Annotated in this window: 14 protein-coding genes and 2 tRNA genes; 8 read left to right on the plus strand and 8 right to left on the minus strand. The window is 66.9% G+C overall.

The window, feature by feature from the left end; translation table 11 throughout:
- Window positions 1–22 precede the first annotated feature (22 nt).
- The 4 genes from KHC28_RS00495 to KHC28_RS00510 are packed head-to-tail and all read left to right on the plus strand — an operon-like array spanning window position 23 to window position 1,308.
- Window positions 23–397, plus strand: a complete 375-nt coding sequence (locus tag KHC28_RS00495; RefSeq protein WP_214006385.1) for a hypothetical protein — start codon at window positions 23–25, stop codon at window positions 395–397.
- 11 nt (window positions 398–408) lie between these two features.
- Complete coding sequence (locus tag KHC28_RS00500) at window positions 409–654, plus strand: hypothetical protein (protein WP_214006386.1); 246 nt, start codon at window positions 409–411, stop codon at window positions 652–654.
- Window positions 651–1,079, plus strand: coding sequence for a hypothetical protein (locus KHC28_RS00505; protein ID WP_214006387.1), 429 nt, complete (start codon window positions 651–653; stop codon window positions 1,077–1,079). Before KHC28_RS00500 ends, KHC28_RS00505 begins: the two co-directional genes overlap by 4 nt.
- A 13-nt stretch (window positions 1,080–1,092) precedes the next feature.
- Window positions 1,093–1,308 (plus strand): hypothetical protein, encoded by a 216-nt coding sequence (locus tag KHC28_RS00510; protein WP_214006388.1) that lies wholly within the window; start codon window positions 1,093–1,095, stop codon window positions 1,306–1,308.
- A gap of 134 nt (window positions 1,309–1,442) precedes the next feature.
- On the opposite strand, the gene KHC28_RS00515 is transcribed toward KHC28_RS00510, so the two are convergent.
- The 8 genes from KHC28_RS00515 to KHC28_RS00550 form a co-directional block, all read right to left on the minus strand.
- Complete coding sequence (locus KHC28_RS00515; RefSeq protein ID WP_214006389.1) at window positions 1,443–1,703, minus strand: hypothetical protein; 261 nt, start codon at window positions 1,701–1,703, stop codon at window positions 1,443–1,445.
- Window positions 1,704–2,013: 310 nt separating this feature from the next.
- Entirely contained in the window at window positions 2,014–2,661 is a 648-nt protein-coding gene (locus tag KHC28_RS00520) for an SOS response-associated peptidase (protein WP_214006390.1), read from the minus strand.
- A gap of 32 nt (window positions 2,662–2,693) precedes the next feature.
- Window positions 2,694–2,915, minus strand: coding sequence for a hypothetical protein (locus KHC28_RS00525; RefSeq protein ID WP_214006391.1), 222 nt, complete (start codon window positions 2,913–2,915; stop codon window positions 2,694–2,696).
- Window positions 2,887–3,120, minus strand: coding sequence for a hypothetical protein (locus KHC28_RS00530; RefSeq protein WP_214006392.1), 234 nt, complete (start codon window positions 3,118–3,120; stop codon window positions 2,887–2,889). The genes KHC28_RS00525 and KHC28_RS00530 overlap by 29 nt, the downstream gene beginning before the upstream one ends.
- Window positions 3,099–4,433, minus strand: a complete 1,335-nt coding sequence (locus KHC28_RS00535; protein WP_214006393.1) for a site-specific integrase — start codon at window positions 4,431–4,433, stop codon at window positions 3,099–3,101. The genes KHC28_RS00530 and KHC28_RS00535 overlap by 22 nt, the downstream gene beginning before the upstream one ends.
- A 125-nt stretch (window positions 4,434–4,558) precedes the next feature.
- Window positions 4,559–4,634: transfer RNA gene (locus KHC28_RS00540), tRNA-Asn, on the minus strand.
- A gap of 94 nt (window positions 4,635–4,728) precedes the next feature.
- On the minus strand, window positions 4,729–6,534 hold the full coding sequence (locus KHC28_RS00545; protein WP_214006394.1) for an ABC transporter ATP-binding protein: 1,806 nt from the start codon (window positions 6,532–6,534) through the stop codon (window positions 4,729–4,731).
- Window positions 6,535–6,748: 214 nt separating this feature from the next.
- Window positions 6,749–6,822 (minus strand) — tRNA-Cys (locus KHC28_RS00550).
- Window positions 6,823–7,193: 371 nt separating this feature from the next.
- Between KHC28_RS00550 and KHC28_RS00555 the strand changes: the two genes are divergently transcribed.
- The 4 genes from KHC28_RS00555 to KHC28_RS00570 all read left to right on the plus strand — a co-directional run bounded on the left by KHC28_RS00555 (window position 7,194) and on the right by KHC28_RS00570 (window position 13,780).
- Entirely contained in the window at window positions 7,194–7,856 is a 663-nt protein-coding gene (locus KHC28_RS00555) for a protein-L-isoaspartate O-methyltransferase family protein (protein ID WP_214006395.1), read from the plus strand.
- Window positions 7,857–8,035: 179 nt separating this feature from the next.
- Window positions 8,036–9,451 (plus strand): TolC family outer membrane protein, encoded by a 1,416-nt coding sequence (locus KHC28_RS00560; protein ID WP_214006396.1) that lies wholly within the window; start codon window positions 8,036–8,038, stop codon window positions 9,449–9,451.
- Between the two features lie 421 nt (window positions 9,452–9,872).
- The gene (locus KHC28_RS00565) at window positions 9,873–10,745 is read left to right on the plus strand and encodes a PopZ family protein (RefSeq protein ID WP_214006397.1); all 873 of its coding nucleotides are present in this window, start codon (window positions 9,873–9,875) and stop codon (window positions 10,743–10,745) included.
- Window positions 10,746–10,942: 197 nt separating this feature from the next.
- On the plus strand, window positions 10,943–13,780 hold the full coding sequence (locus KHC28_RS00570) for a valine--tRNA ligase (protein WP_214006398.1): 2,838 nt from the start codon (window positions 10,943–10,945) through the stop codon (window positions 13,778–13,780).
- Window positions 13,781–13,816 lie beyond the last annotated feature (36 nt).

The following is a 13,816-nucleotide window of genomic DNA, read 5'->3' on the forward strand; positions in this document are numbered from 1 at the left end:
ATTCCTTGCAGAGGACATGACCATGACCGCGACCCAGATGGCCGCCACGGCGGTGCTTGCCCAGCTGACGCCCGCCATCACGGCGGCGACGCATACGGCCATTGCCAACACCGCCTCCGGGCTAGGCGGCGCCGACGCGACGGTGATCGCGAAAGAGGTGGCCAAGGCCGCCACGGACACGATCATCAACCAGACGAACAACGAGCCCTGGTACCTGTCGCGGGTGACGCTGGGCGCGCTACTCGCCCTGGTCGGCGGGGCTTACTCGCTCGGCCTCGACTTCGCCGACGGTACCCCTCCGAGCGTCGACAGCCTCACCTCGCAGCTGACGGCCATCGTCGGTGCCGGCACCGTGCTCTATGGCCGGTGGGTGGCCAAGAAGCCCATTGGGGCCTGAGGTTCAGGGGAATGGCGGAAAGCGCGCAGTTCGACGATCTCGACCCGAAAGTTCGTGAATTCCTGGCAGACCTCGATGAGGAGAAGGTTGCCGAGCTCGAGGAAGCGATCCGCTTCACGCGCGCGACCAAGACCGTGTCCAAGTTCCTGAAATGGTGCGTCATCACCGTCGTGGCGATGTTCATCACGACGGCCGCTTTGGGAGAGGCGATCCAGAAGATCTGGGGTTGGTTCATCTCCATAGGAGGCCCGAAATGATCTGGCGTGCTGTCACCCTTTTCTCATTCGGCCTATTCGGCGCATGGGCGGGATTGCAGGTCACCAACCGCGATCCGCCCGTCACCGTCTTTAGCGCCCAAGCGGAGGCGCCCGCGCCGCCCGACGGCACGTTGCGTATCGCCTACACGCTGCAGCGGCATCGGCAATGCGACACGACGGTGGACCGCTCCATCATCGATTCCGCCGGCACGCGGTTCGTGCTCGACACCCTGACGTTCGTGACGGGTGCTGGCCCGATCGGCCAGGAGAGCTACGTGTCGACGATTCATATCCCGGCTCAGGCGACGCCCGGGCCGGCCCGCTACCGCACGACGGCGCTGTTCATGTGCAATGTCACCAATCGGCTCTGGCCGATCTACGCGCCGACGCGAGAGGTGCCCTTTGAAATCGCCGCGAGCGGATAGTTGGGGCGCGCGCGTGCTACTCGCGCCCGGCGCCGACCGGGCGATACTGGATATCCCGACCGGGCTGGTGATCGTCGATCGCGGCCACAACACCGCCCATGGTGACCCGGCCGAGCTGCGCCGATATGCGCGCGCCATCCTCGCCGCATGTGATGCGGCCGAGGCGGTGACGCAGGTGCTGCCGCCCGCACCGCACTTCCTCGATCACCTCGTGCGCGAAGGCATCTGAGATCTGCGCCACGGCGCGGATGCCGCCGGGGCTCCCGGCACCTCGGGCTTCTGTCGCCCGTTCATGACCGCCCTTGTCCTGCCCGCTCTCCTCGCGGAGGGCGGGCGTTTTTTTGTGTCTGCGATCGAGCGGCGCTAACCTCGCAGCACCAGCACGATCTTCTCAAGGTCGTTGTATCCCGCGGCGACAACGGTCCCGCCCTCTACCGCGATGTAGTCGGCGCGGAAGCCGATCTTGACGGTGTCGCCCTTCTTCTTAACCGCCTCCCAAGGCTGGGGAATGAAGGCCGACCAGCCTGACCACGTCCGCAGACCCCCCGGCGGGTTCTCGGGTGCCATAATCCATTTGTCGCCATCCTTGGCGAAGCGGCGATTTACGAGAGCATAGGGTTCCATGCCCGCTTCATGGGCGATTCCCCCTGACCAAGCCAGCGGGGCTTTCTTCGTTCCTACCGCGCGCGATACCATTTCTGCGCGTCCCGCATGGTCATGTTGAGCCGCCTGACGTCGCCCCGGCAGCCCATCTCGCACCGGAACTTGTACGGCTCTTTCGCGCCAGGCTTGTTCATTTCGATGAACCGACGGTCGGTGACGGCCCGATGCCCGCACGCAGCGCACTCAAGACAGATGACGAAGAACCCTAGCCCGACCATGTGAACAGAAAGAGAACGCGGAGGGGCGAGAGTCAATCCGGTGGCCGTTACCGCTAGGCCGCCGCGGGCCGCTCCACGACGACGACAGCATCGTCCGGAAGCGGGCGCTGGAGCGCCTTCGCCTCGCCCCACGGGGCGCGCATCCAAGTGTCCCGCTCCTCTGCCGTCGTCAGGATCACCGGCATCGCCTTGGTGTGGACGGACCCGACCACGGCGTTAGGCGTCGTTGTCAGGAAGCCGTAGAGGTCGGCCGTCACCTCGCCCTCCTTCAGCTTGCGAACGCTCGTCCACGACGTCCACAGGCCGGCGAAGAAGGCGAGAGGCTCATCCGGCGACAAGGCGAACCAAGACCAGGTCTCCGGCCCGCGTGCGCCGGCCGGGGGCTCCGAGAAGGACGTGAAGGGCACCAAGCACCGGTGCTCGACGCCGAGCCAGCGCCGCCAGTGCGGCGAGCCGGTGTTCCGGATATTCGTGATGCCCTTGTCCGTCTTCTTGCCCTCAATGGCGAAGGCGGGGGAGGGCATCCCCCAGCGGGCTAGCACGAGCTCACGCTCGCCGTCGGCGGCCGTGCGCACGATCGGCGCCGGATAGTCGGGATAGATCCCGGCTTGCGGGGCGAGGTTTCCAGCGCCATTGCGCAACGTCCCGACGAGGTCGGTGATCGCCTGCAGGTTCGAATGGTGGCTGTAGAGGTTGCACATGGCCGGCAGCGTATGACGCCCTGCTGCCGGCATCAATCGCGGGCCGCGCGCCATGTCTGGGAATAGCCCCGCCACCCGAACAGGCTGTCGCCGGATTCGATCAGCCGGTTGCCGAGGCGCCCGATGGTGGTGCGGTCGAGCTCTTCGTAGGGCTCTTCGAGCCACCACACCCGGCCGGCGCGGGTGAACATCATGTAGACCGGCTCGCCGGCCTCAATGCGGTCCTCAGCGGTCGCCTGGTTCGTCGATGTCATTGCCGTTGAACCTGCTGGGTGGATCCGCCTCGGATCCGGCGGCGAAAATTATCGTGTCGCCCGGGGCGATCTCACGCCGGGCGCGCTGGTCCCATTTCCGATGGATGAAGTCCGGCCGGCCCCAGAGGCGCACGGCCGACAGGAATTCATCGCCGCGGAAGGCGACGAAGTGCAGGGCAGGGGTCACGCCGTCGGATGCAGCCACGTGAATTTGATCCTGTCCAGCAGATCTTGGCGGCGCTTCATCTCCGGCCCGTCGCCATAGAGCGGCCGTCCGAACTCATGCCCCATCAGATCGGCCTGCATGCGGTCGGATGCGCCGGCATTCTCGATCCGGAACTGGAAGGTGTGCCGCAGCGAGTAAATGGTGTGGCGGGGAGAAGGGCGCAGCTTGAGTGCCGTGATCTGCTTGTTGATCGCTGCCGAAGCGGAATCCGCGTTGTCGGCGTAGCGAGGGAAGCCTGCCGGCGCTTGCCGAAGTGCCCATAGCGCGACGCCGACGAGCGGGATGCGCCGGATGGAGTATTCAGTCTTCTGCCGGCGATCGTCCCGCTCGGCGACCTCCACGTGGGGAACGGCATCCGCGAGCCGGATGTCCTGCGGGCGCAGGTTGCAGACCTCGCCCAACCGCATGCCCGTTTCGATCATGACATAGACGATGAGGCGCGCATTGAGGTTCAGGCTGTCGAGGGCGCCGGCGGCGAGAAAGCGGTCCTGCACCCAGTCGGGATTGAACATCGGCCGCTTGCGCAGCTTCGTCTTGTTCGTCTCGGGGAGCGACACTTTTTCCCACACCGCATGAAACGAGGTGCGCAGAGCGGCGTCGACGACCGCCAACATGCCCTTGATGTCGGTGAAGCTGCGGTTGGCGGTGTAGGCGCGCAGCCCCTCCGTCTCGACCTTCCCCATCCACCAGTCGCGAAACTTCAGCACCTCGGTGCGCGTGATGTCGGCCAGCCCGACGTCACCGAGTTGATCCTGCAGATAGGTGAGGGCGCGCCGGCGGGAGGTCTCGTGCGCGGACAGCTGGCCGGGCGACATGCCTGCGAGCGCCGCCTTGCCGTGAGACGCGTAGAGCTCCCAGACCTCGCTGATGCGGGGATTATGCGGCGGCTCGGCGCCTAGAATGGCGGCGACTGCCGCGGGGTTCTTGATCGCGTCGCGAGCGTCGAGCGTGCGGGAGACAATCTCGTCGAGCGGTCCAGACAGGATCGAGGCGAGGGGCTTGTAGACATAGCCATAGGCCTGCGCGCGAGCGACGCGCTGGTCATGCTGGTCCCAGCTCTGGCGGGTGTCCTTGCCTTCAAGGAAGTCGCTCCAGAGGGCCTCGACGCTCTCGTGCACGCGCCGGGCGGTCGCAAGGGCCGTCTGGAGATCTTTCGTCTTCAGGCTGTGCCGGATGTGTGTCCGACGGTGCGCTGGATCTTGCGGGATGAGGGTCGGAATCCGGCGATAGTACCGATAGACGCCAGTCCGCGGATCCCGCTTCACATAGCGATCAATGCCGCCGCCACCCATGCTGTGCCCCGATTTGTACCCCATTTGTGGCGGGATCTGTGCCGCATGACAAGGGGTGTTTAGGGACCAGCGCCTTTGAAAGGCTTGCGGTGTATGGTGTCTGAGTGGTCCCTCGTAAGAGGGGGTGGCTCCCTGAGCAGGACTCGAACCTGCGACCATTCGATTAACAGTCGAACGCTCTACCAACTGAGCTATCAGGGAAAGGAGGCGACCGCGTCGCCGTCACTTCATGGGCGCCCCTATAGCAATGCCGGATGCGTTTGTGAAGTCGCATCCGGCATGCATGTGGATATCTTCAGGCGCTGAGGCGCTCGTCCTGGCCGTTGAACTGAAGCTGGTGAAAGCCGAAATAGCGGCCGCGGCGGGCGATCAATTCATCGTGCCGGCCGCTTTCCACCACGCGCCCGTCCTCGATGACGCAGATGCGGTCGGCGTTGACGACCGTCTGCAAGCGGTGGGCGATCACCAGCGTCGTGCGGTGCATCTGCAGGGAGCGCAGCGCCTTCTGCACCTCGGCCTCGGATTCCGAATCGAGAGCGGCGGTAGCCTCGTCCAGCAGCAGGATCGGCGCGTTCTTGAGGAAGGCGCGGGCGATGGCGATGCGCTGGCGCTGGCCGCCGGACAGCTGGGCGCCGTGTTCGCCGACTGCGGTGTCGTAGCCATTGGTGAAGCCGGAGATGAAGTCGTGCGCATGCGCGGCGCGCGCCGCCTCCACGACCTCTTCACGGGTGGCGTCGAGCCGGCCGGCGAGGATGTTGTCGTAGACGGTGCCGGCGAACAGGAACACATCCTGGCTCACAAAGGCCACCTGGTCGCGCACCGAGCGGCGGGTGACGTGCTCGAGCTTCTGCCCGTCGACGGCGATGGTGCCCGAGGTGATGTCGTAGAAGCGCTCGATGAGGTTCATCACCGTGCTCTTGCCGCCGCCCGACAGGCCGACCAGGGCCGTGGTCTTGCCAGCCTCGGCGACGAAGGTCAGGCCCTTCAGCACGGGCTCCTCGGGGCGGTAGCCGAAGAAGACGTCGTCGAACTCGATGCGGCCGCCATTCGGCGCCAGCTTCAGCTCAGGCGTGCCAGGCGGGTCCTGCTCGATCGGCTTGAGGTCGAGGATCTGGAACAGCATGCGCGCGGCCAGCAGGTGGCCCGTGAGGTCGATGTTCAGCCGCGCGAGCCGCTTGGCCGGCTCGTAGCTGAGCAGCAGCGCGGTGATCACCGAGAAGAACTCGCCGGGGGTGCGCCCGCCATGCAGCACGCTGTAGCCGGCATACATGATGACGAGGCCGATGGCGACGCCGCCCAGCGCCTCCATCAGCGGGCCGGACTGCGACTGGGCGCGCACCATGCGGTTCGACGCCTTCTCCAGCGCGTCGATGCGGTCGTTCAGGCGGAACTGGACGTTCGGCTCCAGATTGAAGGACTTGATGGTGCGGATGCCCTGGAAGGCCTCCAGCGACTGCCCCATGATCTGGATCGCCGAGTGGAACTCGCGGGTGAAGATCTTCTGCACCTTGCGGATCAGGCTGCGCACGCCGCCGACCGCGATCGGCATGACGATCAGCCCGATCAGCGCCATGAACGGGTCCTGGATGATCATCACCGCGGTGAGGCCGATCACCGAGAGCAGGTCGCGGCCGAGGCTGGTGATGATGAGGTTCAGCACGTTACGGGCGCCCTCGGCGCCGGCGTTGAACCGCATCATCAGCTCGGCGGTCTGGGTCTGCGCGAAGAAACGCAGGTCCTGCGACAGCAGACGGTCGAGCACGCGCTTCTGGTTGTCGGCGACGATGCGGTTGCCGACGCGCGCCAGCGTCACCGCCTGCCCGTAGGTCGCGAAGCCCTTGATAACGCTCAGTGCCAGCACGATGCCGGACATGATCCAGACGGCGGCGGAATTCTGCTGGACGAAGATCCTGTTGATCACGTCGCCCATGATGTAGGCGAGGCCGGAGGTCGTGGCGGCCATGATGCCCATGAACAGGAAGGAGAGGGCATAGCCCTTCCAGTGGCGCCGGCCATCGCTCATGAACAGTCGCTTGACCGTGTCCCGGGTCTCCGGGCTGATCATGTTGCGAAAAGCGTTGGCCAGTTTGGGCGGCACCATCAAGCAGTTCCTTTAAAGCGGGCGACAGCCGTGAAACGCGCGCGACCCCGCTACGCTGTCCGTGGGGGCGGCTTCAGCGGCGAGGTTTCATCAACGACGATCGACCAGCATTGTCAAACGATCGAGCTTCGCGGGCCTTCCGCCCGCTACTCCCTGTTGTGGGCGCAACACGCGCCGCCGGTGCCTTTCGGCGTCTCGGCGGCGCGTGCGCTATTGGAGGCCACGGAGGGAATCGAACCCCCGTACGCGGATTTGCAGTCCGCTGCGTAACCACTCCGCCACGTGGCCGCAGACAACGAAGCGCTCCGAAGAGGCGTTCGCCTTGCAGCCGAGGCGCCTCATAACAGAGCCGCTCGCGGACGGCAACGGAGGATGGCCGCTCGTCCCCGCTCGTGTGCAGTGCGGTGGACGATGAGAACAGATCAACCCGTCCGGTGGACGATCAGGCCGACAAGAAGGGCGGGCGACGTTCTTGCGGAGCACGCGGGCACGCGCGCGTAACCTACACTTGGGGACGGGACCGCACTTAAGAACTCTTGCCAAGCCGGCGTGCGTCGCACTACTCATGACGAGCCGCGAGGGCGGAAAACAGGGTGGGGAGCCTTGCCCGCAGCCTCCTCGCCGGCGTTTCCGGGGAACGTAGTCGGGATTGCGCCAGAATGATCGATTTCGCTGAAATGCGCCGTGCCATGGTCGACGCGCAGGTGCGGGCGAATGACGTGACCGATCTCAAGATCGTCGCCGCCATGATGGAGACGCCGCGCGAGCGCTTCGTTCCCGCCGCGCTGCGCAACTTCGCCTATATCGACGACGATCTCCTGGTGAAGGAGGGCGCTCCCTCCCGCTATCTCATGGAGCCGATGGTGCTCGCCAAGCTGCTGCAGGCGGCCGAGATCGGCGATGGCGACCTGGTGCTCGATGTCGGCGCCGCCACCGGCTACTCCACCGCCGTGCTGGCCAAGCTCGCCGGCCAGGTGGTCTCGCTGGAAGAGGATGCCGAGCTGGCCGACCAGGGCGCCGGCGTGCTCACCGACCTCGGCCTGCTCAACGCCGCCTATGTGAAGGGATCGCTCACCGCCGGTTGGCCGGCCGAGGCGCCCTATGACGCGATCCTGCTGAACGGCTCGGTCGACGAGGCGCCCAAGGCGCTGCTGTCCCAGCTGAAGCCGGGCGGGCGACTCGTTGCGGTGATCGGTCGCGGTCGCGCCGGCCGCGCCACCGTGTTCACCAACACCCCCGGCGGCGTCGGTTCACGTATCGTCTTCGACGCCGCCGTGCCCACCCTGCCGGGCTTCGAGGCCGTGCCGACCTTTGTATTCTAAGGCTTTGCGCGGGGCTGTGGCTGATCTGCCGCGGCTCCCCGCAAAATGGTTCCCGGTTGCTTACTCCCGGTTCACAGCTCCTCTTCCTCCTCCTATTCTGACAGTCCGTCATACATAGATGAGAATCAGCCGATGGTAGCTGGTTCCGTTCTAGTCGCGCGTTGTGCAGGGGTTTGAGCATGTGGCTTGATGCTACCGGGGGCAGGCTGGTCGCGTCCGCGATTGCCGTTTTCGTCATTGGAACGTCGCTTCCGGCCGCAGCTCAGACGCTCGATCAGGCTCTGGTCTCGGCCTATAACGGCAATCCTACGTTGAATTCGCAGCGTGCCGCGACCCGCGCCACCGATGAATACGTGCCGATCGCGCTGGGCGGCTATCGCCCGCAGGTGTTCGGCAGCGCCAGCATCGGCGCGGAGTGGGCGGAGACGCGCGTCTCATCCGGCAGCGCCGCCGCGCTGCTGAACAACGGCAACACGATCAGCAACAACCGGCTGTTCCCGTCGGGATTCGGCGTCACCATCAGCCAGACCATCTATGACGGCCTGCGCACCGCCAATTCGGTGCGCGGCGCCGAATCGCAGGTGAGGGGCCAGCGTGAGCTGCTGCGCAACACCGAACAGCTGGTGCTGCTCGACGGCGTGACCGCCTATATGAACGTGCTGCAGAACTCGGCGCTGGTGGAGCTGCAGAAGCAGAACCTGGCGGCGTTGCAGGAAGAGCTGCGCGCGGCACGTGACCGCTTCGCCGTCGGCGAGATCACCCGCACCGACGTCGCCCAGGCCGAGGCCTCGGTCGCCAACGCCCAGAGCCTGCTGTCGCAGGCTCAGTCCAACCTGACCACCTCGCAGGCGGTGTTCTTCCAGGTGACCGGGCTGAAGGCGGTCAAGCTGGCGCCCGGCCGGCCGATCGACCCGATGCTGCCGAAGAATGTCGACGCCGCGATCCAGCTGGGCCTCGGCAATCATCCGGCGATCAAGGCCGCCGAATTCGCGGTCGACGCCTCGATGTCGAACGTGAAGGTGGCCGAATCGGCGCTGTCGCCGCAGCTGACCCTCAACGGCGCGGCGGCCTCCAACTACAACTCGTCCGCGAACACAGAGCGAGCCACCAGCGCCGCCGCGACGCTCAACCTCTCTGTGCCGATCTACCAGGGCGGTGGCGAGTTCGCGACCATCCGGCAGAGCAAGGAACTGCTTAGCCAGTCGCGCATCGAGGTCGACGTCAACCGCGACCAGATCCGGGCGAATGTCGTGCAGTACTGGGGCGCGCTGGTGGCGTCGAAGGACGCCATCGAATCGGCGCAGGCCTCGGTGGCCGCCAACGAGATCGCGCTGCGCGGCGTGCGCGAGGAATGGCGCGTCGGCCAGCGCACCACGCTCGACGTGCTGAATGCTCAGACGGCGCTGTTCAACGCCCGCGCCAGCCTCGTCATCGCCCAGCGCGACCGGGTGGTCGCCTCCTATGCGGTGCTGTCGGCGATCGGCGATCTCAACTCCACCAAGCTGCGCCTGAAGGTGGCCACCTACAACCCGAAGGTCCATTACGACCAGGTGCGCGATGCCTGGATCGGCGTGCGCACCCCCGGCGGGCAGTGACGCCGCCGCCTTTCCCGTTCCCGACGGATCAAGATGCCCGGCCTCGCGCCGGGCATTTTCGTTTGCGTGGGTTCAACCTTTGCCGGCGGGAGGCCGTTTCCGGCCCGTGCGCGTGTCTCAAAGGAAGCGGCGTGTCGGTGCCGCGTTGTCCGGGAGTGGACGACGGCTTTCGCCGGCCCAGCCGCCGCACGACGGCGCCGGGGCGGGTCGCAGGCGAGAAAACCTCTGGATGAAAGGCGGAAAAGCGCTGATCATCCACAAGGTTGCGACGTCTTGATGGCGTGACATCGGTGCCAGTGGCATGTTTACAAAATATTAAGGTATGATTCGCGCGATCGGCAGATCCGCTGATCATGTGAGTACGCGTTTCAAGGATCGGAAGCAGCGCATGTCGGTGAGTGCGAGGGCGAACGAGCCGTCGATGGAAGAGATCCTCGCCTCGATCAGGCGGATCATCTCCGACGATGTTGCCGGCGAGAGCGAGGCCGCGCGGACGGTCAGCCTCGTCGAGGTTGTCGAGACCGCCCCGGAAGCGGACGACGCGCCGCTGGAAACCGCCGCGCCGGGGCCCGACGACGACGCTCCGACCGCCGCGGAGGAGGCGCACGAGGCCTCCGCCCCGCTCGATCCTGCCGCCCCTTCCGAAGCCCTTGCGGACGAGCCAGACGCCGCCCTGCAGGTGGCAGAGAGCGCGCCGGCTCCCGTCGCCACGCCATCGAAGCCGGTCCAGCGCGAGGCCGCGCCGGCCGTCGCGTCGGCACCCGCCGCCGTATTTGTGCCGGCCCGGTCCGGGCTTTCCACTGTCGAGCGCGCCGTGCATGCGGAACTCGATGGGCTGGCCGGCAGTTTGCATGCACAGGTCATGGCTGCCGTGACCCGATCCGTCGAAACCCTCTCCCCCAAAGCCTTCCCGGAGACTGTCGATATGCAGGTGCAAGCCAAGCCCGCCGTGGTTTCGTCGCGTCCCGCCTCCACCCACGCCGAGCGCCGCACCGCCGAGGAAGCCTACGCCGAAGTCGCGCGCGCCGAGCCGCGCTCGCTGCTGGCGCGCGCCGCGCTCGCCGAGGCCGACAGCCGGCCGAACCGGCTGGTCTCCGGCGCCGCCGGCGAATCGGTGGCGAATTCCTTCGGCGCGCTGTCCCGCACCGTCGCCTCCAACACCCGCTCGATGGAGGACGTGGTGACCGATGCGCTGCGCCCGATGCTGCGCAGCTGGCTCGACGAGAACCTGCCGGAGCTGGTCGAGCGGCTGGTGCGCGCCGAGATCGAGCGCGTGGCCCGTCACGGCCAGTGATGCGAGCGGGCGCTGGCTCCGGGCGCGCCCGGATGGCCCCGCGCCGTCGCTTCCGCCGGGCCGGCGAGACCGCCGGAAATCCTTTGGGGGGATTTCCGGAAGCTTGACGATGCCTGCCCGGCGACCAAGGCAATATTGACTCGAGCGTCCCGCTCCGCTTTCTGTCGCACCGTTTCCCGTGGTGCCCCGGAGCCGACATGCTCGACAACAGGTTCGATCCCGCCGCCGTCGAAGGCCGCATCTACCAGGCATGGCTCGACGCCGATGCCTTCAAGGCCGGCCGTCCCGAGCGGGTAGGGGCCGAGCCCTACTGCATCGTCATCCCGCCGCCGAACGTCACCGGCTCGCTCCATATGGGGCACGCGCTCAACAACACGCTGCAGGACGTGCTCTGCCGCTTCGAGCGCATGCGCGGCAAGGACGTGCTGTGGCAGGTCGGTACCGACCATGCCGGCATCGCCACCCAGATGGTGGTCGAGCGCCAGCTCGCCGAGCGCCAGCAGCCCGGTCGCCGCGACATGGGGCGCGCCGCCTTCGTCGAGCGCGTCTGGGCGTGGAAGGAAGAGTCCGGCGGCACCATCATCAACCAGCTGAAGCGCCTCGGCGCCTCCTGCGACTGGTCGCGCGAGCGCTTCACCATGGATGAGGGGCTGTCGCGCGCGGTCCTGAAGGTGTTCGTGCGCCTCTACAAGCAGGGGCTGATCTACAAGGACAAGCGGCTGGTCAACTGGGACCCGAAGTTCCAGTCGGCGATCTCCGACCTCGAGGTGATCCAGGTCGAGGTGAAGGGCAATCTCTGGCACTTCCGCTACCCGCTGGCCGGCGACGTCACCTATGAGCACCCGATCGCCTTCGACGAGAGCGGCAAGGCGACCGAGTACGAGACGCGCGACTACATCGTCGTCGCGACGACCCGGCCGGAGACCATGCTGGGCGACACCGCCGTGGCGGTGCATCCCGAGGACACCCGCTATCTCGGCCTGGTCGCCGCTGGCGCCAAGGTGCGCCTGCCGCTGGTCGGCCGGCTGATCCCCATCGTCGCCGACACCTATTCCGACCCCACCAAGGGCACCGGCGCGGTGAAGATCACCCCGGCGCACGACTTCAACGACTTCGAAGTCGGCAAGCGCGCCGGCGTGCCGATGATCAACGTGCTCGACGCCGAGGCGCGGCTCGTCCTGTCGGGCAATGCCGAGTTCCTCGAGGGCGCCGCCGACGGCGCCGATCTCGACGCGGTGCTGGCGCTGCACGGCCAGAGCCGCGAGGCGGCGCGCAAGGCCGTCCTCGCCCTGATGGAGGAGCGCGGGCTGCTCGACAAGATCGAGCCGCACACCCACATGGTGCCGCATGGCGACCGCTCCAACGTCGTCATCGAGCCCTGGCTCACCGACCAGTGGTATGTCGATGCCCACACGCTCGCCCAGCCGGCGCTGAAGGCGGTGCGCGACGGGCGCACCAGCTTCATCCCGAAGAACTGGGAGAAGACCTATTTCGAGTGGCTGGAGAACATCCAGCCCTGGTGCATCTCCCGCCAGCTCTGGTGGGGCCACCAGATCCCGGCCTGGTACGGGCCGGACGGCACCGTCTTCGTCGAGGAGACCGAGGAAGCGGCCATCGCCGCCGCGCTCGCCCATTGCGTGCAGGCCGGCATCATCACCGAGGCCGAGGCCGAGGACTATGCCGGCGACCCCGACAAGGCGGCCGGGCTGATCACCCGCGACGAGGACGTGCTCGACACCTGGTTCTCCTCCGCGCTGTGGCCGTTCTCCACGCTGGGCTGGCCGGACGAGACGCGCGAGCTCGAGCGCTTCTACCCGACCACGGTGCTGATCACCGGCTTCGACATCATCTTCTTCTGGGTCGCCAGGATGATGATGATGGGTATCCACTTCATGGACGGCGAGATCCCGTTCAAGGACGTCTACATCCACGCCCTCGTCCGCGACGAGAAGGGCGCCAAGATGTCGAAGTCCAAGGGCAACGTCATCGACCCGCTGTCGCTGATCGAGGAATACGGCGCCGACGCGTTGCGCTTCACCCTCGCCGCCATGGCGGCACAGGGGCGCGACATCAAGCTGGCGACCTCGCGCGTCGAGGGCTACCGCAACTTCGCGACCAAGCTGTGGAACGCCGCCCGCTTCGCCGAGATGAACGGCTGCACGCGGGTGCCGACCTACGACCCGAAGAAGGTGGAGCTGGCGGTGAACCGCTGGATCCTCAGCGAGCTGCAGGGCGCCAACGAGGAGATCACCGCCGCCATCGAGGCCTACCGCTTCAACGACGCGGCCGGCGCGGCCTATCGCTTCGTGTGGAACATCTTCTGCGACTGGTATCTCGAACTCGCCAAGCCGGTGTTCATGAACGCCGAGAATCCCTGGCAGGCCGAGACGCGGGCCACCACCGCCTTCGTACTCGACGAGATCCTCAAGCTGCTGCACCCCTTCATGCCGTTCCTCACCGAGGAGCTGTGGAAGCTCACCGCCGGCGAGGGCCTGCGGCGCCCGGCCATGCTGGCGCTGACCCAATGGCCGAAGCTGACCGGGCTGAAGGCGCCGGCGGCGGCCGAGGAGATCGGCTGGCTGCTCGACCTGGTGACGGAGATCCGCTCGGTGCGCGCCGAGATGAACGTGCCGGCCGGGGCGCAGATCCCGCTGGTGCTGGTCGACGCCTCCAGCCTGACCCAGACCCGCACCCAAGTGTGGATGGACGCGCTCACCCGTCTCGCGCGGCTCTCCGGCGTCAGCTTCGCCGACGCCGCCCCGGCCGGCGCGGTGCAGCTGGTGGTGCAGGGCGAGACGGCGGCGCTGCCGCTCGCCGGCATCATCGACATGGACGCCGAGGTGGCGCGGCTCGGCAAGGAACTCGCCAAGACGCAGGACGAGCTCGACAAGATCGACAAGAAGCTCGGCAACCCCGACTTCATCTCCCGCGCCAAGGAAGAGGTGATCGAGGAGCAGCGCGAGCGCCGCGAGGCCGCCCAGGCCCGCGCCGCCAAGATCCGCGACGCGCTCAGCCGGCTCGGCAAGGCGGGCTAGCACGCGTCGGCGGGCGGTGCCCGTCCGGTGTGGCCG

The sequence above is a fragment of the Ancylobacter sonchi genome (assembly GCF_018390695.1).
Taxonomy (GTDB): domain Bacteria; phylum Pseudomonadota; class Alphaproteobacteria; order Rhizobiales; family Xanthobacteraceae; genus Ancylobacter; species Ancylobacter sonchi.

Excerpts from the sequence above, each read along its gene's own strand:
- KHC28_RS00495 (WP_214006385.1), top strand. The coding sequence starts at position 23 with ATGACCGCGACCCAGATGGCCGCCACGGCGGTGCTTGCCCAGCTGACG.
- KHC28_RS00500 (WP_214006386.1), top strand. The coding sequence starts at position 409 with ATGGCGGAAAGCGCGCAGTTCGACGATCTCGACCCGAAAGTTCGTGAA.
- KHC28_RS00505 (WP_214006387.1), top strand. The coding sequence starts at position 651 with ATGATCTGGCGTGCTGTCACCCTTTTCTCATTCGGCCTATTCGGCGCA.
- KHC28_RS00515 (WP_214006389.1), bottom strand. The coding sequence starts at position 1,703 with ATGGAACCCTATGCTCTCGTAAATCGCCGCTTCGCCAAGGATGGCGAC.
- KHC28_RS00520 (WP_214006390.1), bottom strand. The coding sequence starts at position 2,661 with ATGTGCAACCTCTACAGCCACCATTCGAACCTGCAGGCGATCACCGAC.
- KHC28_RS00525 (WP_214006391.1), bottom strand. The coding sequence starts at position 2,915 with ATGACATCGACGAACCAGGCGACCGCTGAGGACCGCATTGAGGCCGGC.
- KHC28_RS00535 (WP_214006393.1), bottom strand. The coding sequence starts at position 4,433 with ATGGGTGGCGGCGGCATTGATCGCTATGTGAAGCGGGATCCGCGGACT.
- KHC28_RS00545 (WP_214006394.1), bottom strand. The coding sequence starts at position 6,534 with ATGGTGCCGCCCAAACTGGCCAACGCTTTTCGCAACATGATCAGCCCG.
- KHC28_RS00555 (WP_214006395.1), top strand. The coding sequence starts at position 7,194 with ATGATCGATTTCGCTGAAATGCGCCGTGCCATGGTCGACGCGCAGGTG.
- KHC28_RS00560 (WP_214006396.1), top strand. The coding sequence starts at position 8,036 with ATGTGGCTTGATGCTACCGGGGGCAGGCTGGTCGCGTCCGCGATTGCC.
- KHC28_RS00565 (WP_214006397.1), top strand. The coding sequence starts at position 9,873 with ATGGAAGAGATCCTCGCCTCGATCAGGCGGATCATCTCCGACGATGTT.
- KHC28_RS00570 (WP_214006398.1), top strand. The coding sequence starts at position 10,943 with ATGCTCGACAACAGGTTCGATCCCGCCGCCGTCGAAGGCCGCATCTAC.